The organism is Cupriavidus sp. 2TAF22 (genome assembly GCF_052115045.1).
Classification (GTDB): Bacteria; Pseudomonadota; Gammaproteobacteria; order Burkholderiales; family Burkholderiaceae; genus Cupriavidus.
Map to the genome: position 1 here is coordinate 43,336 of NZ_JBFRFX010000039.1, position 18,440 is coordinate 61,775.

11 protein-coding genes and 1 pseudogene are annotated in these 18,440 nt (G+C 70.5%); 5 read left to right on the top strand and 7 right to left on the bottom strand.

The window, feature by feature from the left end; genetic code table 11:
• The first annotated feature begins 80 nt into the window (after positions 1-80).
• Together AB4Z48_RS32365 and AB4Z48_RS32370 are read left to right on the top strand one after the other, a co-directional pair.
• Positions 81-1,013 carry a dihydrodipicolinate synthase family protein gene (locus tag AB4Z48_RS32365; RefSeq protein ID WP_441621606.1) on the top strand — a complete coding sequence of 311 codons (933 nt, stop codon included), beginning with the start codon at positions 81-83 and terminating at the stop codon, positions 1,011-1,013.
• A gap of 164 nt (positions 1,014-1,177) precedes the next feature.
• A pseudogene (locus tag AB4Z48_RS32370) lies at positions 1,178-2,743 on the top strand (APC family permease); the annotation flags it as partial.
• 141 nt (positions 2,744-2,884) lie between these two features.
• Here the strand turns inward: AB4Z48_RS32370 and AB4Z48_RS32375 are convergent.
• From AB4Z48_RS32375 to AB4Z48_RS32385, 3 genes are all read right to left on the bottom strand, one after another.
• Positions 2,885-4,555 (bottom strand): OFA family MFS transporter, encoded by a 1,671-nt coding sequence (locus tag AB4Z48_RS32375; protein ID WP_441621608.1) that lies wholly within the window; start codon positions 4,553-4,555, stop codon positions 2,885-2,887.
• Positions 4,556-4,835: 280 nt separating this feature from the next.
• A complete protein-coding gene (locus AB4Z48_RS32380) occupies positions 4,836-7,610 on the bottom strand; it encodes a LuxR C-terminal-related transcriptional regulator (protein WP_441621610.1) in 2,775 nt (924 codons plus the stop codon).
• 262 nt (positions 7,611-7,872) lie between these two features.
• On the bottom strand, positions 7,873-9,417 hold the full coding sequence (locus AB4Z48_RS32385) for an AMP-binding protein (protein WP_441621612.1): 1,545 nt from the start codon (positions 9,415-9,417) through the stop codon (positions 7,873-7,875).
• Positions 9,418-9,664: 247 nt separating this feature from the next.
• On the opposite strand from AB4Z48_RS32385, the gene AB4Z48_RS32390 reads away from it, so the two are divergent.
• Together AB4Z48_RS32390 and AB4Z48_RS32395 are read left to right on the top strand one after the other, a co-directional pair.
• Complete coding sequence (locus AB4Z48_RS32390) at positions 9,665-10,819, top strand: acyl-CoA dehydrogenase family protein (protein WP_441621614.1); 1,155 nt, start codon at positions 9,665-9,667, stop codon at positions 10,817-10,819.
• 24 nt (positions 10,820-10,843) lie between these two features.
• Complete coding sequence (locus AB4Z48_RS32395) at positions 10,844-12,079, top strand: acyl-CoA dehydrogenase family protein (RefSeq protein ID WP_441621616.1); 1,236 nt, start codon at positions 10,844-10,846, stop codon at positions 12,077-12,079.
• Positions 12,080-12,336: 257 nt separating this feature from the next.
• Here AB4Z48_RS32395 and AB4Z48_RS32400 read toward each other — a convergent pair whose 3' ends face one another.
• The 4 genes from AB4Z48_RS32400 to AB4Z48_RS32415 form a co-directional block, all read right to left on the bottom strand.
• Positions 12,337-13,914 carry a fatty acid--CoA ligase gene (locus tag AB4Z48_RS32400; RefSeq protein WP_441621618.1) on the bottom strand — a complete coding sequence of 526 codons (1,578 nt, stop codon included), beginning with the start codon at positions 13,912-13,914 and terminating at the stop codon, positions 12,337-12,339.
• Positions 13,915-13,992: 78 nt separating this feature from the next.
• On the bottom strand, positions 13,993-14,775 hold the full coding sequence (locus AB4Z48_RS32405; protein WP_441621620.1) for an SDR family NAD(P)-dependent oxidoreductase: 783 nt from the start codon (positions 14,773-14,775) through the stop codon (positions 13,993-13,995).
• 286 nt (positions 14,776-15,061) lie between these two features.
• Positions 15,062-15,310 carry a GlsB/YeaQ/YmgE family stress response membrane protein gene (locus AB4Z48_RS32410; RefSeq protein ID WP_441621622.1) on the bottom strand — a complete coding sequence of 83 codons (249 nt, stop codon included), beginning with the start codon at positions 15,308-15,310 and terminating at the stop codon, positions 15,062-15,064.
• Between the two features lie 19 nt (positions 15,311-15,329).
• The gene (locus AB4Z48_RS32415) at positions 15,330-15,818 is read right to left on the bottom strand and encodes a DUF3761 domain-containing protein (RefSeq protein WP_441621631.1); all 489 of its coding nucleotides are present in this window, start codon (positions 15,816-15,818) and stop codon (positions 15,330-15,332) included.
• A 371-nt stretch (positions 15,819-16,189) separates the two neighbouring features.
• Here AB4Z48_RS32415 and AB4Z48_RS32420 point away from each other — a divergent pair.
• Positions 16,190-18,440: mechanosensitive ion channel family protein (locus AB4Z48_RS32420; RefSeq protein ID WP_441621624.1), on the top strand; the 2,251-nt coding region annotated here is incomplete at its 3' end.

Genomic DNA, 18,440 nt, shown 5'->3' on the forward strand with positions numbered 1-18,440 from the left:
CGTAACTGCGAACCTGTGTGCTGATTCCCGGGCGGCGCCCTGATGGCGCCGCTCCCATGCCAACCACAGGAGACGACACGATGAGCAGCAAGACAACCCGCGGCAAGCCGCACTGGAGCGGTGTGTTCCCCGCCGTCAGCACGCAGTTCGAGGCGGACTGCACGCTGGATATCGAGGCGACCCACAAGGTGATGTGCAAGCTGGTGGAGGACGGTGTATCGGGGCTCGTGGTGTGCGGCACCGTGGGCGAGAACACCTCGCTGAGCGCGCGCGAGAAGATCGAGGTGATGGAGGCCGCCAGGGACGCCGCGGGGGGGCGCGTGCCCGTGATCGCGGGCATCGCCGAGCTGACCACGGCCTTCGCGCGCGACATGGTGGCCGAGGCGGCACGGGCCGGCGTGGACGGCGTCATGGTGATGCCGGCGCTGGTCTACTCCGCCCAGCCGCACGAAGCGGCGGCGCACCTGCGCAGCATCGCCACCGCCACCGACCTRCCGGTGATGATCTACAACAACCCGCTGGCCTACCGCAGCGACATCACGCCCGACATCCTGGTTTCCCTGGCCGACTGCGAGAACATCGTCTGCTTCAAGGACTCGTCCGGCGACACGCGCCGCTTCACCGATCTGCGCAACGCCGTGGGCGACCGTTTCGTGCTGTTCGCCGGGCTCGACGACGTGGTGCTCGAGAGCATCGCCGTGGGCGCCGAGGGCTGGGTCTCCGGCATGTCCAATGCGTTCCCGAAGGAAGGCGAGACGCTGTTCCGGCTGGCCATGCAGCGGCGCCATGACGAGGCGCTGGCGCTGTACCGCTGGTTCATGCCGCTGCTGCACCTGGACGCGCGTCCCGACCTCGTGCAATGCATCAAGCTGTGCGAGGCGCTGGCCGGCCGCGGCAGCGCCGTCACGCGCCCGCCGCGCCTGGCCCTGCAGGGGGAGGCGCGCGCGCATGTCGAAGCCGTGGTCGGGCTGGCCCTGGCCACCCGGCCCGCGCTGCCCGACGTGGGGCTCTGAGCGCCGCCGCGGCAGCGGCAACCCGCGATCCCCGCCACCGCCGCCACCGCCGGCAGCGCCGGCGGCTTCCCGCATGCGCCGCCGCGGCCGGCGTGCGCGGCGTCCGCCGCGCCCGGACCCGTGCCGCGCGGGCGGCCCTTCTTCCCGATGCCACAGGAGCCCATATGCCCCCAGTGCAAGGCAAGTTCAAACGGCAACTCTCCCTGACCGATCTCACGTTTATCGGCCTGGGCGCCATCTTCGGTTCCGGCTGGCTGTTCGCGGCCAGCCATGTATCCGCCATCGCCGGCCCCGCCGGCATCCTTTCCTGGCTGCTGGGCGGCTTCGCCGTGCTGCTGCTCGGCATCGTCTATTGCGAGCTCGGCGCGGCGCTGCCGCGCGCTGGCGGCATCATCCGCTACCCGGTGTTCTCGCACGGCCCGCTGCTGGGCTACCTGATGGGACTGATCACGCTGATCGCCTTCTCCAGCCTGATCGCGATCGAGGTGGTGGCCGCGCGCCAGTATGCCGCCGCGTGGTTCCCGTGGCTGAGCCAGCCGGGGTCGAGCAGTCCCACGCTGGCCGGCTGGACGGTACAACTGCTGATGCTGTGCCTGTTCTTCGCGCTCAACTACTACAGCGTCAAGACCTTCGCGCGCGCCAACAACGTGATCAGCATATTCAAGTTCCTGGTGCCGCTGCTGGTCATCGTGGTGCTGTTCACGCATTTCGAGCCGGCCAACCTGCAGGCGCACGGCTTCGCGCCGTTTGGCCTGTCCGGCGTCCAGGCCGCGGTTTCGGCGGGCGGCATCATCTTCGCGTATCTCGGCCTCACGCCGATCATCTCGGTGGCCAGCGAAGTGCGCTCGCCCCAGCGCACCATCCCCATCGCGCTGATTCTCTCGGTCCTGCTTTCCACGCTGATCTACGTGCTGCTGCAGCTGGCCTTCCTGGGCGGCGTGCCGGCCGCCACGGTGGCGCAGGGCTGGGCCGGCATGGGCAAGGCCTTCGCGCTGCCTTACCACGACATCGCGCTGGCGCTCGGCATCGGCTGGCTGGCCGTCCTGGTGGTGTCCGATGCGGTCATCTCCCCCAGCGGCACCGGCAACATCTATATGAACGCCACGCCGCGCGTGGTGTACGGCTGGGCGCGCGGCGGCACGTTCTTCAAGCTGTTCACACGCATCGACGCCGCCTCCGGCATCCCGCGCCCCGCGCTGTGGCTGACCTTCGCGCTGTCGGTGTTCTGGACGCTGCCGTTCCCCTCATGGGAAGCCATGATCAATGTGGTGTCCGCCGCGCTGGTGCTCAGCTACGCCATTGCCCCGGTCACCGTGGCCGCGCTGCGGCGCAATGCGCCCGGGCTGCACCGGCCGTTTCGCGTCAAGGGCCTGGCGCTGCTGGGGCCGGTCTCCTTCATCGTCGCGGCGCTGATCGTGTACTGGTCTGGCTGGGGGACGGTGTCGTGGCTGCTCGGCCTGCAGATCGCGATGTTCGCGGCCTACCTGCTGTGCTGGCGTGCCGTGCCGACCCAGCGGGTCGGGCTGCGCCAGCAGGTGCGCAGCTCGCTCTGGCTGATCGCCTTCTATGTGCTGATCATGCTGGCGTCGTACCTGGGAGACTTCGGCGGGACCGGCGTGGTCGCCCATCCCTGGGACACCGCACTGGTCGCCGCAATCGCCCTGTGCATCTACGCGTGGGGCGCGCGCACGGGCGTGCCGCCGGCGCTGACCGGTATCGACGCGGACGACGGTGAGGAAGAGGAAGAAGAGGAGGAGGAGAACGACCACGGGGCGGAAGGCGGCGGCAAACCCCGGAGCCCCGCGCCGCGCGACACCGCCGCGGCCCTGCTGCCGGGCGGCACACCCTGAACGGGCGGCCGCCGGCTCCGCTCAATGGAAGAACGTCGCGACGCTCAGCGCCGTACGGTAGATACCCCAGGCCAGCGGCACGCACACGGCGGCCCACGCCAGCCAGGCCACGCCGCCGCCGGCCTGCCCGCCGGGACGCGCGACCGGTCCGCCCGTGACGGCCTGCGCGCGGTCATGGGCCAGGCGCTTTTCCTCGGCCAGCTCGGCCTCGGTCATGAAGTACTTGGGATTGACCGGGCGCACCAGCAGGTTGCACACCAGGCCGATGAACAACATGCCGACGAGGATGTACATGGTCTGGTTGTAGACCTGCTCGCGCGGCAGGCCGAGGCCGAGCTGGTAGTCGCGCATGTAGTTGACCACCACCGGGCCCAGGATGCCGGCCGTGGCCCACGCGGTGAGCAGGCGGCCGTGGATGGCGCCGACCATCTGCGTGCCGAACAGGTCGGCCAGGTAGGCCGGCACGGTGGCGAAGCCGCCGCCGTACATGCTGACGATCACGCAGACCGCGCCCACGAACAGCAGCTTCTGGCCGCTGGCCGCCAGCGTGGGGATGCTCGCGTACAGCAGGCCGCCCAGCACGAAGAACACCATATAGGTCATCTTGCGGCCGAGCTTGTCGGACAGGCTGGCCCAGACGAAGCGTCCGCCGATATTGAACAGGCTCAGCAGCGCGGTGAAGCCCGCCGCCACCACGGCGATGGCGGCCAGCTGGCTCTTGCCGAGTTCACCGAAGCGCCCGGCCACGCCGATCAGGCTGCCGCCGAAGACTTCCTGCAGCATGGGACTGGCCATGCCGATCACGCCGATGCCGGCCGACACGTTCATGCACAGCACCATCCAGACCAGCCAGAACTGCGGTATGCCCCACACGCGCTTCACATGCACATGGTGCGCCGTGATCATGGCATTGGCCGCACGGCTGGCGGGCGCGGTCCAGCCCGCCGGGGTCCAGCCGGTAGGCGGCACGCGGTAGGACAGTGCGCCGCCCATCATGAACACGAAGTAGACCACCGCCATCACGGTGAAGGTCTGCGCCACCCCTACGCTGGCAGGCGACGCGAACTTCGCCATCAGCTCGGCCGCCAGCGGGGAGCCGATCATCGCGCCGCCGCCGAAGCCCATGATGGCCATGCCGGTGGCCATGCCGCGCTTGTCCGGGAACCATTTGATCAGCGTGCTGACCGGCGAGATATAGCCCAGCCCGAGCCCGATGCCGCCGATCACGCCCGACCCCAGCAGCATCAGCCAGAACTGGTGCAGGTGGATGCCCAGCGCCGAGATCAGCATGCCGCCGCACCAGCACAGCGCGCTGACCACGCCGGCCTTGCGCGGGCCGRCGCGYTCSAGCCASCCGCCCCAGATCGCGGCSGAGCTGCCCAGCAGCACGAAGAACAGCGTGTACATCCAGCCCAGCGTGGACACCTTCCAGTCGCAGCCGGTGACGAACAGCTCTTGCAGGAAACCGACATCGGCGCCGCAGCGCAGCGGCTCGGCGATGCCGATGGCGCGCGACAGCGGCAGCCAGAACACCGAGAAGCCGTAGGCCATGCCGATGCACAGGTGGATCGCCAATGCCGCGGGCGGCACCAGCCAGCGATTGAAACCGGGGGCCGCGACGATCCGCTCCTTGGACAGGAACGGCGTGCGGGCCCGCCCTTCGAGCGCGCCGGCGCTGAGGTCTGGGGACATCCTTCACTCCTTGTCTGTTGTTTTTTGTATTGACCAGGGATGCCGCCCGCCTGCATTCCGTTCGTTCCGCTGGTGCGCAGACCATCCCCGGCGCGCGTGTGCGCTTTGCATCCGGTGCTTGGCTCGGCGCCGGACACGTCCCCGGCGCGCCGGGGACGGCACGTAGTGTACGGCAGCGGCAACGGGCGTGGCGTGCCGCGAAGTGGGGTGTGGCTCCGGTGTGGCAGCGGTGTGCTATGGCGCGGCCGGGGCCGGCCGCGCGACGCGCGCGTGGCGCGCCCTACAGCAGTCCCAGTTGCCGGGCGATGGCCACCGCCTGCGTGCGGTTGCTGGCGCGCAGCTTGGCGCTGATATTGCGCAAGTGCGTGCGCACCGTGGTCTCCGATACAAACAGGCGCTCGGCCATGGCGACGTTGGAGAAGCCTTCGGCCAGCAACTGCAGCACCTTCTGCTCCTTGGGCGTGAGCGGCTCGAGCAGGTCGCGGCGGGCCTGCTGGGCGGCGGAATCAGCCGTGCCGGCCGCGTCGGGCGCACCGCCGCAAGCTTGCAGCAGCCGCTCCACATAGGCGGCGGGCAACGCGATGCCGGCACGCGTGCAGGCGTCGGCCGCCAGGCGGCGGGCCGGCGCGCCCTCGTCGGCGAAGATCCGGATAAATCCTTCCGCCGCACCGAAGCGCAGGGCCTCGCCCATGACCTGCTGGGCCCGGGCGCTATCGCCGCAGCGCTGGCAGGCCAGCGCCAGCAGTACGCGCAGCTTGAGCGCGCGCCGCATCAGCTGGGCGTGCCCGGCCGCGGCCAGCTCCGCCGCGATGGCTTCGCAGGTGGCGGCGGCAGGCTCGGCGAACGCCGCCAGGCGCAGGCGGCCCATGGCCACGTCTTCCACATCGTTGGCGAAGGAACTGACCGCGCTGGCGCCGGGGCGGCTGCGCCACAGCGCCGGGTCCGCGGCGTGCTGGATCGCCTCGCCGGCGGCATGGCCATTGCCTTGCAGCAAGGCCAGGCGCGCGCGCTCGAGCATGGCGCCCTGCACCAGGCGCGGCAGGCCGCGATGGTGGCCCAGATGTTCGAGCGCGGCCAGCCATTCGTGCGCGCCGTCGATGTCGCCGCGCTCGCAGGCGATGCGTGCCAGCACCGTATGGCCGCTGATGATCTGGTCCGGCAGGCCAAGGTCGCGCGCCAGCGGCACGTAGACGTTGAGCAGGCGCTCGGCGCGCTCGCGGTCGTTGATCTCGTAGAGCGCCTCGGCCAGCAGGATGCAGGCCATGGCGTTGCCGTTGGTGGGCCCGTAGCGGTTGGGCAGCATGGTGCTGGCGGCAATGCGAAAGCGCGCCAGCGCCTGCTGCAGGCGCCCCTGGCGCAGGTCGATCAGCCCTTCGACCGACTCCGAGAAGATCTTGTTGAAATTGCTGTCGGAGCCGCGCACCACCTGGCGGGCCAGGCCCAGCAGGCGGCGCGCCTCGCGGTAGTCGCCCATGACCGCGGCCATGCGCGCCATCGAGGTGGCGAGGATGGAGTCCGGGAAGGGGTAGCCCATGGGCAGCGGCAGCGGGTCGTCGCGGCTGCAGGCGCGCGCCTCGTCGAAGCGGTCCATCATGTTGAGCAGCATATGGCGCAGCGCGCGCACATGGGCGCGCAGGTCGCCTTCGGCGCCGTCCAGCGGGATGGTCTGCAGCAGCGCGATGGCATCGGCCGGGCCGCGCGTAAACGACAGCGCCCACACATGCGCGATCTGCAGCTTCGGCCAGGCTGCCATCTCCCCGGGCGGCACCGCGTCCAGCCAGCGCGTCAGCAGGCGCATGCGGCCCTGGGCCAGCAGGTCGTCCACGCTGTCCGCCAGCAGCGGCAGCGCATGGGCCACGGCGCCGGCGGCCAGCGCATGCTCGATGGCGGGCACCGGCCGGCCCTGCGCCTCGTACCAGCGCGAAGCCGCCATCTGCAGCGCCGGCACCTCGGCTGGCATGACCTGGTGGAGCTGCGCGCGCAGGAAGCTGGAGAACAGGCTGTGATAGCGATACCAGCGCGTGCCGGCCTGCGCCGGGCTGTCCGCGCCGCCGCCATGGCGCTCGCCGTCGAGCGGCATCACGAACAGGTTGGCGCGCTCCAGCCAGGCCAGGATGTCATCGCTGTCGGTGGTGCCGCACACGGCGTCGCACAGCGGCCCGCTGAGCTGGTCGAGGATGGAGGTGCGCAGCAGGAAGGCGCGCACGGCCTCAGGCAGGTGCAGGTAGACGTCTTCGACCAGGTAATCGGCGATGGCCGCGTTGGAGCCCGAGAAGCCGGCGATGAAGGCATCGGGCGGCCCGCGCCGCTCCAGCGCGACCGAGGCCAGCCACAGCGCGGTGGCCCACCCTTCGGTGCGCCGGTGCAGCGTAGACACCGCCGCCGGCTGCAGCGAGAGGCCGCGCGCGCCGCGCAGGAAGGCGTCGGTCTCCTCGGCGGTGAAGCGCAGCTGCGCCGGCTCGATCTCCAGCAGCTCGCCGCGCGCGCGCAGCCGGGCCAGGCCGGACTCCGGCACCCAGCGCGTGCCGATCACCAGGCGGCCGCCCGGCGGCAGCTGTTCCACCACCTGCCACACCAGCCCCGCCACGGCAGGGTTCTGCACGGCCTCGAAATCATCCAGGAACAGCGTGAAGGGCCGGTCGTGCGCGGCCATGCGATCGATCAGCGCGAGCGCATGCTCGCCCGGCGACAGCGGCGCCGCCAGCGCCGCGGCCTGCGGCGCGCCGGCCTTGCGCAGCACTTGCTCGAAAGCCGCTTCGAGCGAGCCGAGAAAGCGCGAGGCGTCGTTGTCCGCGCGGTCCAGCGTCAGCCAGGCGGTCGCCATGCCGCCGGCATCCAGGCGCGCGCGGCATTGCAGCATGGCGGTGGTCTTGCCGAAACCGGCCGGCGCGCGCACCAGCACCAGCTTGACGAAGCCGGCCGCGCACACCGCCTCGCAGATGGCGCGGCGCTCCACCTGGAACGGGGTCAGCATGGGCGGGCGCAGCTTCGCCACCAGTGTGGCGGCGCGGGCCGCGCCTTGCTGTCCCGCGCTGGTCTCCTCGATTGTGGCCATTCGCCGTGTCTTCCTGTTGGCGGCGGCACCCTGGCTGCGGATGCCGCGCGATCCGCTCCGGCTTATGGTTGCCGGCTGCCGGCGCCGCATGCGCCAGGGATCGAACGGCCGATTATGGCGTAAACGCCGGCAAGGCTGCCGGCGCGCCTTCAACGGTGACGCCGCGCATGCCGGTGCATTTCTCCGCTCTCCCGCTTGCGGGAGCGAGCCCGGGGGCGAGGGAGGGGAAAACGTCAGGCAACGCCGGCGGCTCCGGCGCGATCTACACCAGCTTGTTCTCCCGCCCGGCCCAGTAGCGGTCGCGCAGCAGCCGCTTGACCAGCTTGCCGGTGGGCAGGCGCGGCAGCTCCGCGGCGAAATCCACCGAGCGCGGGCATTTGATGCCCGACAGGTTGTCGCGGCAGAACGCGATCAGCTCCTCGGCCAGCGCCGGCCCGGCCAGCGTCATGTCCAGCGGCTGCACCACCGCCTTGACCTCCTCGCCGAAGTCTTCATTGGGCACGCCGATCACCGCCACGTCCATCACCTTGGGATGGGTCATCAGCAGGTTCTCCGCCTCCTGCGGGTAGATGTTGACGCCGCCGGAGATGATCATGTTGGCCTTGCGGTCGGTCAGGTAGAGAAAGCCCTCCTCGTCCACGTAGCCCACGTCGCCCAGCGTGGTCCAGTCGCTGTGCGCCGGGTGGCGCGACTGCGCGGTCTTGCCGGGATCGTTGTGATAGACGAAGTGGCGCCCGCCGGCGAAATAGATGGTGCCGGGCTCGCCCGGCGGCAGCACCGCGCCGCCGTCCTCGCAGATGCGCAGTTCGCCGATCGAGGCGCGGCCGACCGTACCCTTGTGGGTGAGCCAGTCGGCCGAGCCGACCGCGGTGGAGCCGTTGCCTTCGGTGCCGGCGTAGTACTCCCAGATGATGGGGCCCCACCAGTCGATCATCTGCTCCTTGACCGCGACCGGGCACGGCGCGGCGGCATGCACGGCGAAGCGCAGCGTGGAGACGTCGTAGCGGCGGCGCACGGCCTCGGGCAGCTTGAGCATGCGCGAGAACATGGTCGGCACGACCTGGGTGTGGGTGATGCGGTGCCGGGCCAGCAGCGCGAGGAAGGTCTCGGCATCGAAGTGCTCCATCACCACCGAGGTGCCGCCGAGCTGCTGCACGGCCATGTTGTAGCGCAGCGGCGCGGCATGGTACAGCGGCGCGGGCGAGAGGTAGCGCATGTCGGGGCCGAAGCCGTAGAGCGACTGGCACATCAGCACCAGCGAGCCCGCCACGTCGATCTGCTGGCTGGCTGGCGGCGTGAACACGCCCTTGGGGCGACCGGTGGTGCCGGAGGAATAGAGCATGTCGGTGCCGGCGCATTCGTCGTCGATGCGCCAGCCGGGATACTGCGCCAGCGTGGTCTCGTAGGCGGCGAAGCCCGGCGCGGTGCCCCCCATCATCAGGCACGTGCCGAGCGCCGGCGCCTTGGCCGCCAGTCCCTGCGCGACCTCGGCCTGCGAGCGCGAGGTGACCAGCATCCTGGCGCCGCTGTCGTTCACGATGTGCGCCGCGTCGTCCACATTGAGGCGGGTGCTGATGCACACGTAGATCAGGCCCGAGCGCTGCGCGCCCCAGCACAGCTCGAACAGGCGCGGGTGGTTCTCCAGCAGGAAGGCGACCCGGTCGCCGGGCCGCAGCCCGTGGTCGCGGAACAGCCGCGCCACCTGGTTGGAGCGTTCGTCGAGTTCGCGGTAGGTGACCACGGTGCCGCCGGCCATGATGATGGCCGGCTTGTCCGGCGAGCGCTGCGCGTGAACATGCGGATGCATGACTGCCCCTCCTGGAGTGTCGTGATGGCCGGCTTGGCGCAGCGGGACCGCGTGGCGCCGGCATGGCTTGCGCCATTGTCGGGACAGGCGCCTTGCGCGAACATCGTCGGAAGCGACGAACGCGCGCTGGTGCAGCGCCGCAAAAAAACGCGCGGCGCGCGGCGGGTGATTCGTCGCATCCGACGATGCGACCGCGGCGGCCCTTCGCATAATGGTTGCCACCCCGCAACCGCGCCGAGGACCCAAGGTGGATTTCCAATTCAGCGAAGAACAATCAATGCTGCGCGACACGCTCGCGCGCTACCTGGCCGATCACTACGGCTTCGAGGCAAGGCAGGCCGCGGTACGCTCGCCGGCCGGCTGGCGGCCCGCGTGCTGGAAGGCGCTGGCGCAGGAGCTTGGCCTGCTGGGCGCGGGTTTTCCCGAGCGCTTCGGCGGTCTTGGCGGCGGCGCGGTCGAGCACATGATCGTGATGGAGCAATTCGGCCGCCACCTGGTGATGGAACCCTACCTGTCCACGGTGGTGCTCGGCGGCGGCGCCTTGCTGCACGGCAACGAAGCGCTCGCCGCGCAGTGGCTGCCCGCCATCATCGGCGGCGAAGCCACCGTGGCATGGGCGCATGCCGAGCCACGCAGCCGCTACTGCCTGCACGACGTGCAGAGCACCGCCGTGCGCGCGCAGGGCGGCTGGCGCCTGAGCGGCCACAAGGCGGTGGTGGTGGCCGCGCCGTGGGCCACGCACCTGGTGGTCAGCGCGCGCACCGGCGGCACTCGGCGCGAGCGCGCCGGCATCAGCCTGTTCTGGCTCCCCCGCGACACGCCGGGGGTCGCGCTGCAGGCCTATCCCACCGTGGACGGAGCGCGCGCCGCCGAGGTCCGCCTGGACAATGTCTTCGTGCCGGACGATGCCCTGCTCGGCGCAGAAGGCCAGGCGCTGGCGCTGATCGAGCGCCTGTCCGACGAGGCCGCGGTGGCGCTGTGCGCCGAAGCCGGCGGCGCCATGAGCCGCATGCTCGGCGACACCGTGGACTACGCGCGCCAGCGCAAGCAGTTCGGCGTGCCGATCGCCACCTTCCAGGTGCTGCAGCACCGCATGGCGGACATGTACGTGCAGCTCGAGCAGGCCGTCGCGCTGACCCAGGTGGCCGCCATGCAGGCCGGCGCGGACCCGCAGCGGCGCGCACTGGCCGCCAGCGCGGCCAAGGCGCATGCCGGGCAGGCCGGCAAGCTGGTCGGCCAGGCCGCGGTGCAGATCCACGGCGGCATGGGTGTGACCGAGGAACTCGCGGTGGGCCATTACTTCAAGCGCGTCACGGCCATCGACCTGCAGTTCGGCTCGGCAGATCACCACCTGCGCCGCTACGCCGACCTGCTGTACCCCGCGCACCCCGCCGCCGCCTGACCAACGCCATCCGAGGCTGACCCCATGAATCTCGATTTCTCCCCGCAAGAGCTGCAGTTCCGCGACGAGGTCCGCGCCTGGATCGCGGAGGCCTACGACGACGGCCTCAAGGCACTGATGGCGCGCAGCAAGAACGGCTATCTCGACAAGGCAGGCCAGGTGCGCTGGCAGAAGAAGCTGCACGCGCGCGGCTGGGCCGCGCCAAACTGGCCCGAGCAATACGGCGGGCCCGGCTGGACTCCCGCCCAGCGCTACCTGTTCCAGGCCGAGACCGCCGCCGCGGGCTGCCCGACCGTGTCGCCGATGGGCCTGAAGATGGTGGCGCCGGTGATCATGAAATACGGCACGCCGGAGCAGAAGGCGAAATTCCTGCCGCCGATCCTCAGCTCGGACATCTGGTGGTGCCAGGGCTATTCGGAGCCCAATTCCGGCTCCGACCTGGCCTCGCTGCAGATGCGCGCCGACCGCGCCACCGACGGCGATGGCGATCACTACCTGCTCAACGGCTCGAAGATCTGGACCACCCATGCGCAGTGGGCCGACTGGATGTTCTGCCTGGTGCGCACCAGCCGCGACGCGCGCCGCCAGGACGGCATCTCCTTCGTGCTGGTGGACATGCGCACGCCGGGCATCACGGTGGCGCCGCTGCCTACGCTGGACGGCCCGGTGGCCGGCCAGCAGGAAGTAAACCAGGTGTTCTTCGAGAACGTGCGGGTGCCGGTGGAGAACCGCATCGGCGAGGAAGGGCTTGGCTGGACCTATGCCAAGTACCTGCTCGAGTTCGAGCGCGGCGGCAGCTACGGACCCATGCTGCGCCAGCAGCTGGCCAAGGTGGCCGGCATCGCCGCCAGCGAGGCCGCTGACGATGGCGGCCGCCTGCTCGACGATCCCGCCTTCCGCCGCAAGCTGGCCGAACTCCACGTGCGCGCGGCCGCGCTCGAAGCCAGCGAGCTGCGGCTGTTCTCCGGCGTGGCGTCCGGCACCTCGATCGGCGCGGCGTCCAGCATGCTCAAGCTGGTCGGCACCGAAACCATCCAGGCCATCAGCGAACTGGCGGTGGAAGCCGCCGGGCCGTACGCGCTGCCCTTCGTGCAGGACGGCTGGGCCGCGCAGCAGGGCCGCGACGCCGGACCCGCGGCGGGGCCGGAGTATGCCGCGCCGCTGGCGCCGCGCTACTTCAATTACCGCAAGGCATCGATCTACGCCGGCTCCAACGAGATCCAGCGCAATATCATCGCCAAGCAGGTGTTGGGGCTCTAGCGCATCGTGCGGGTCGGGCCCTGGCGCAAGGCATTGGGGGAAGGCGGCGGGGGAAGGCGGTGGGGCCTGCGGCGCAGGTGCCGGGACCGGCACCGCAGGCCTGCCGGCCTGGCTGCCGCGGCCGTTTCGCGTTTCGCGTTACGTAACGTGTTCCGCGGACGTTTCAAGCGGGTGACATAAGGATGACGTGAAGCGGGGGCGCAGCGTCACACCCCCGTCGCTCAGCTGACTCTTCAGCTGACTCTTCGGTTGACGCCTCAGTTGACTCGCCTGCTGTACCCCTCCCAGTAGGGCTCGCGCAGTTTCCGGCGCAGCAGCTTGCCCGAGGGATTGCGCGGCAAGGCATCGACGAACTCGATGCTCTTGGGCACCTTGAAGCCGGCCAGCCGCTCGCGCGCCCAGGCCACGATGCTGTCGCGGTCGGGCGACTGGCCGGGACGCGGCACGACGATGGCCTTGACCGCCTCGCCCCACTTCTCGTCGGGCACGCCGATCACCGCTACGTCCGCCACCTGCGGATGGCCGTAGATGGCGCTTTCGACCTCGGCCGGGTAGACGTTCTCGCCACCGCTGATGATCATGTCCTTGACCCGGTCGTGGATGTAGACATAGCCCTCGGTGTCGAGGTAGCCGGCGTCGCCGGTGCGCAGCCAGCCATCGGCATCGATGGTGCGCGCGGTCTCGTCGGGCTGCTTCCAGTAGCCTGCCATGTTCTGCGGCGAGCGGATCATCAGCTCGCCCACTTCACCGGGCGGCAGGCGCCGGCCTTCCCAGTCCACCACCACCACTTCCACGCCGGGCAGCGGCTTGCCGGCGGCACGCATGCGCGGCACATCGTCGGTGGTGTGGTCTTCGGGCGGCAAGGCCACCACGGTGCCGGTGGTCTCCGTCATGCCGTACTGCTGGGCGAAACCGCACTTGAAGACTTCGATGCCCTCGCGCAGCAACGCCGCGGGAATCGGCGCGGCCCCGTAGAGCAGCGTCTTCAGGCGCGAGTAGTCGACGCTGCGCGCACGCGGGTCGCGCAGCACGAACTGCATCGCGGCGGGTACCAGGAACAGCTTGCTGATGCGCTCGCGCTCGAAATAGTCCAGCACCGCGGCGGGATCGAACTCGCGCGCGACCACGCCCTTGGCGCCCGCCAGCAGGTTGCGCAAACCCCAGCCCGAGCCACCGATATGCGCCACCGGCATCGCCACCAGCGAGACATCGTCGTCGGTCCAGCGCGACCACGTGATGTCTTCGCGCTCGCTGGCCTCGGTGCCGGCGGTGAGGTTGCGGTGGGTCAGCATGGCGCCCTTGGGGCGGCCGGTGGTGCCGGAGGTATAGAGCTGCAGCACCACGTCATGCGCCGCGGGCCGGTGCGCCGGTGGCACCGGCGCATGCGCGTCGCGCCAGGCGAGGTAGGCCGGCCAGTCCGGCTCGCCGCCCTCCATGGCGATCACGCCGCGCACCAGCGGCAGCGCAGGCAGCAGCGTGCGCATGGTCTGCGCCGATTCCGGCCCGACGAACAGCAGCACGGCATCGGCGTGGCCGACGATAAAGCCCACTTCGGGCGGCGCCAGGCGCCAGCTCGCCGGCGCCATCACCGCGCCGATCTTGGCCGCGCCCAGCAGCAGTTCGAAGTAATGGTCGCAGTTCTTGCCAACATAGCCGATGCGGTCGCCCGGCCCGATGCCGGCGGCCGCCAGCGCCTGGGCCACGCTGTCGGTGTGCCGGTCGAACTCTGCATAGGTGGTGAGCCTGCCCTCGAAGGAATAGGCTACCGCGTCTGGCCGCCGCTGCGCGAAATGACGCACGGCGTGCGGCAGGGTGGTCAGGTAACTGAAATCCATCGGCATCTCCTTCTCTCGGTCTTGCCGCATGCGCGCGTCGGGCTTCCGCGCTTCTATGCTTCTGCGGGATGCGCCCGCTCAGCGCGGCGCCATGCGGATGGCACCGTCGAGCCGCACCGATTCGCCGTTGAAATAGCTGTTGCGGCACATCTCCAGTGCGAGCGAGGCGAACTCCTCCGGCTGGCCCAGCCGCTTGGGAAACGGCACCGAGGCTGCCAGCGCCGCCTTGACGTGTTCCTGCGCGCCCTGCAGCAGCGGCGTGTTGAAGATGCCGGGCATGATGGTGTTGACGCGGATGCCTTCGCCGGACAGGTCGCGCGCGATGGGCAGCGTCATGCCGACCACGCCGGCCTTGGAGGCGGAATACGCGGCCTGGCCCATCTGGCCGTCCTGCGCGGCCACGGAGGATGTGTTGATGATCACGCCGCGGTCGCCGTCGCGCGCGTCCAGCGTGAGCATGCCGGCGGCCGAGCGCGTCAGGCAGCGGAACGAGCCGATCAGGTTGATCTGGATGATGCGCTCGAACGCATCGGTGGGGAAGAACTTGATCTGGTCCGGCGCTTCCTTCGAGCGCGATGCCGTCTTGATGGCGCCGCCGGTGCCCGCGCAGTTGACCAGGATGCGTTCCTGCCCCAGCGCGGCGCGCGCCTTGGCGAAGCCGGCTTCGACCTCGGCCTCCGACGTCACGTTGACCTGGCAGAACACGCCGCCCAGTTCGCGTGCGACCGCCTCGCCCTTCTCCGCGTTCATGTCGAACAGCGCCACGCGCACACCCTGCGCCGCCAGCGCGCGCGCCGTTGCCTCGCCCAGGCCCGAGGCGCCTCCGGTGATCACTGCCGTTACCGATGCATCGAGTTTCATCTCGTCTCCACGTTGTCTTGTCTCTTGCGAAAGCATCCGCGCCGGCGCGAGCGATGCGGCGGGGCGGATGCGCAGGTCCGGCGGGCCGCGATGCGGCCGGTCCGGCGTGGTATGGAGATTCGGGGATGACGGCGCGGCACGCATCGTCGGAAGCGACGAATGCACGAAAGTGCGCGAAGGCAGGTGGACAGCTTACGTGAACCACCACGTGAACGCGCGCGGCGCGCGCAGGCAACGGCGCCGTGCGCGCCTCTGCACGCACGGCCTGCCGGGCTTCATGCCACGGTCAGTCGCGTCTGGTCGCCAGGTGGTACAGCACCAGCAGGATCACCGCGCCCAGTACGGCGCCGACGAAGCCAGCCGACTGCCCGGGCCGGTACCAGCCGAGCGCCTGGCCGAGGAAGGTCGCGGCAACCGAACCGATGATGCCGAGCACGGACGTCAGGATGAAACCGCGCGGCCCGCGCCCGGGCGTCAGCATGCGTGCCACCAGGCCGGCCAGGAAGCCAATCAGGACTACCCAGATCAGATGCATCGCCATTTCTCCGGCGGCCTCAGCCGCATGCCTTGCCGTGATCCGCGTGGAAGCCCTGCGCGGTGGCCTGCGACTCGCTCATGTAGGCGCCGTCCTTGGTCTTGCCGTACCAGCGCGAGCCGGCGCAATGGTAGACCTTGGAGGTCTTGTTGACCCACACCTGCCCGGCCGCGCCGACCGATGCGGTGGTGGCCGGCGCCGCGGCGCCGGGCGTCGCCGGTTTGGCCATCGAAGTTGCGGGCGCGGGCGCGGTGCCGGCGGCGGGCGTGGGCACGGCGGCCTTCGCGGCCGCTGGTGCCGCTGGTGCCGCTGCTGCCGCCGGCGCGCTGGCGGCAGTGGCGCCGCGCCACTCCTTCACGCCGCCGTGGCCGGCGCAGGCGCCCTGCTTGGTGGCGCCGAAGTAATTGCTGCCGTCCTTGCAGATGCCAGTGGGCGCCTGCGCCGCCGGCGCGGTCTGCGCGCGCGCCAGCAGCGGCACGCCGACGCACACGGCGGCGGCCAGCAGCATGGGCAGGCCCAGGCGCATGAACAAGGCTTGCCCGGGGGGGCGGGCGGAGACAGCGACTGCGGACTTCGTGGCTTTCGTGGCGGGCATGACGGGCTCCTGCAGTGACAATGCCATTGGGAACATCGAAAACGACAACCAGAAACAACCAGAACGAAACGACCGCGGCCGCGATCGGGGAGACGGCGGCGCCGGGCACGCGCAGCCGCCATCTGCCCGGCAGGCAATACTCCACTCAACGGCCCGTGGCACGCTTGCGTTGACGCCGGGCCGATGTGGTGCCGGCTGCCCCCGCCGCAAGGCGCGCCGTTTGTGCAATGCGCTACAGTGTCAGGCATGTCCGGCCGCGGCCGGAGGCTCACCACGCTCCTGCGATGACGCTACTGAACAGACCGTCGACAACGATCGCCATGCGGCTGCTGGCGGCATGGTGGCTGACGCTGGCCGGTGCCTGGCTCGCGCCAGCGGCGAGCGCCGCCCCCGGCCTGGCCGCGCTGCAAGCGGCCGTGACGGCCGCGCCGGCCTCGCAGCCCGCGGCCAGCGAGCCACTCGCGCAGTCGCTCGACCAGGTCATCACGACGCTGCAGAGCGACAAGGACCGCAAGGCGCTGGTCGAGCAGTTGCAGACGCTGCGCAAGGGGGTGGGCGCCAGCGACGCGTCGGCGCCGAAGCCCGGCCTGCTGGGTGCGCTGGCGGAGGCGGTCGACCATCTCGACAACAAGCTGCGCAAGGACATGGGCCCATGGCACTACTGGCGCTGGCGCGCCGAATTCGCCGTCGAAGAGTGGCGCATGGCGCTCACGGTCAATGGCAGCCGGCCCGCCTCGCAGTCGCTCAGGGAGTTCGGCGCGGTGCTGGCAGCGTGGTTCCTGGCCGGCTGGCTGCTGTGGGAGACCGGCAAGCGCGTGCGCCACCGGCTGGTGCAGCACACCCCGCGCGCCGAGCTGCCGGCGGTGCCATCCTGGATGGACGTGGGGCTCTACATGCTGCGCCGGGTGATTCCGTGGGTGCTGGCCCTGGGCTTGGCCATGCTGCTCTCGGTCAGCGTCTTCAACCGCTCGCCGGCAAGCATGGCCGGCATGGTGATCGCCTATTCGGTGGCGGCCGGCGCGGTGCTCGGCGCGGTGTGCCAGGTCATCTTCGCGCTGTTCAGCTCGGCCCATCGCGCCCGCGCGGTGCGCGAACTGCTGCGGCATTCGCGCGGCCTGCTGTTCGCCACCGGCGCACTTGCGGCGCTGGGCGATGTGGCCACCGACGCGCGCGTGGTCGCCTCGCTCGGCACCAACCTGTCGGCGCTGGTCTCCACCGTGGCCAATATCGCCGCGGCCCTGCTGATTGGCTGCTTCACGCTGCGCTTTCGCCGCCAGATCGGCCAGCTCATCACCAACCGCCCGCTTGCGTTCCGCCAGGCGTATCCGGGGGTGGCCGACCTGCTGCGCCTGATCGGGGCCACCTGGCACTTGCCGGTGCTGGCGGTGGTGGTGGCCTCGGTGGCCGGCACGCTGCTGGCCACCGGCAATGCCGACATCTTCCTGCGGCGCACCGTGGCCTCGGTGGCGCTGTTCGTCGCCGCCCTGCTGCTGACGCTGGTGAGCGGGCGCTCGCCCAAGTCTACCCGCCGCGCGCCGCGCTTTCGCGACCGCCAGCGCTCGGCCTATGTGGCGCGCTTCGGGCGCTTCGCCAAGGCGGTGGTGCGGGTGGTGATCTGGTTCGCGTACTTCGAGCTGGGCAGCCGCATCTGGGGCACCTCGCTACTGTCGATCATGGAATCATCGCCGGTGGGCCGGCGCATCGGCGAAGCGGTGTTCAGCGTGACCGCCACGGTGCTGCTGGCGTGGCTGGTCTGGCTGCTGATCGATACCGCCATCACGCAGACGCTGACGCCCGCGCACGGACGCGGGCCGGCGCCGAGCCTGCGCGCCAAGACCATCCTGCCGCTGGTGCGCAACGCCTTGTTCGTGGCGCTGCTGGTGATCACGCTGATCGTGGTGCTGGCCAACCTCGGCGTCAACGTGACGCCGCTGCTGGCCGGCGCCGGCGTGGTCGGCCTGGCGATCGGCTTCGGCGCGCAGAGCCTGGTGCAGGACCTGATCACCGGCCTGTTCATCGTGGTGGAAGACTCCATCGCCATCGGCGATTCGGTGGAGCTGCCCGACCACGCCGGCACGGTGGAGGCCATGACCATCCGCACCGTCAAGCTGCGCGACGGCAAGGGCGCGCTGCACGTGCTGCCGTACAGCCAGATCAAGGCCATCAAGAACCTGTCGCGCGGCTACGCCTTCGCGGTCTTCAATATCGGCGTGGCCTACGGCAGCGATCTCGACCGCGCCATGGAGCTGATCCGCGAGACCGGCAACGAGGTCTCGCGCGATTTCCGCTATGCGCGCAACCTGCTGTCCGGGCTCGACATCCTCGGCCTGGACCGCTTCGATCCCGGCGGCTCGGTGGTGCTGGCCCAGTTCAAGACGCGGCCGCTGACGCAGGCGGAAATCACGCGCGCCTTCAATGTCCGCCTCAAGCGCAAGTTCGACCAGAACGGCATCAGCATGGCTACCCAGCGCGTGACGGTGCAGGTCGATGGCGCAGCGCCGGCGCGCGCCCAGGCCGCGCAGGCCGGCGCGGCCG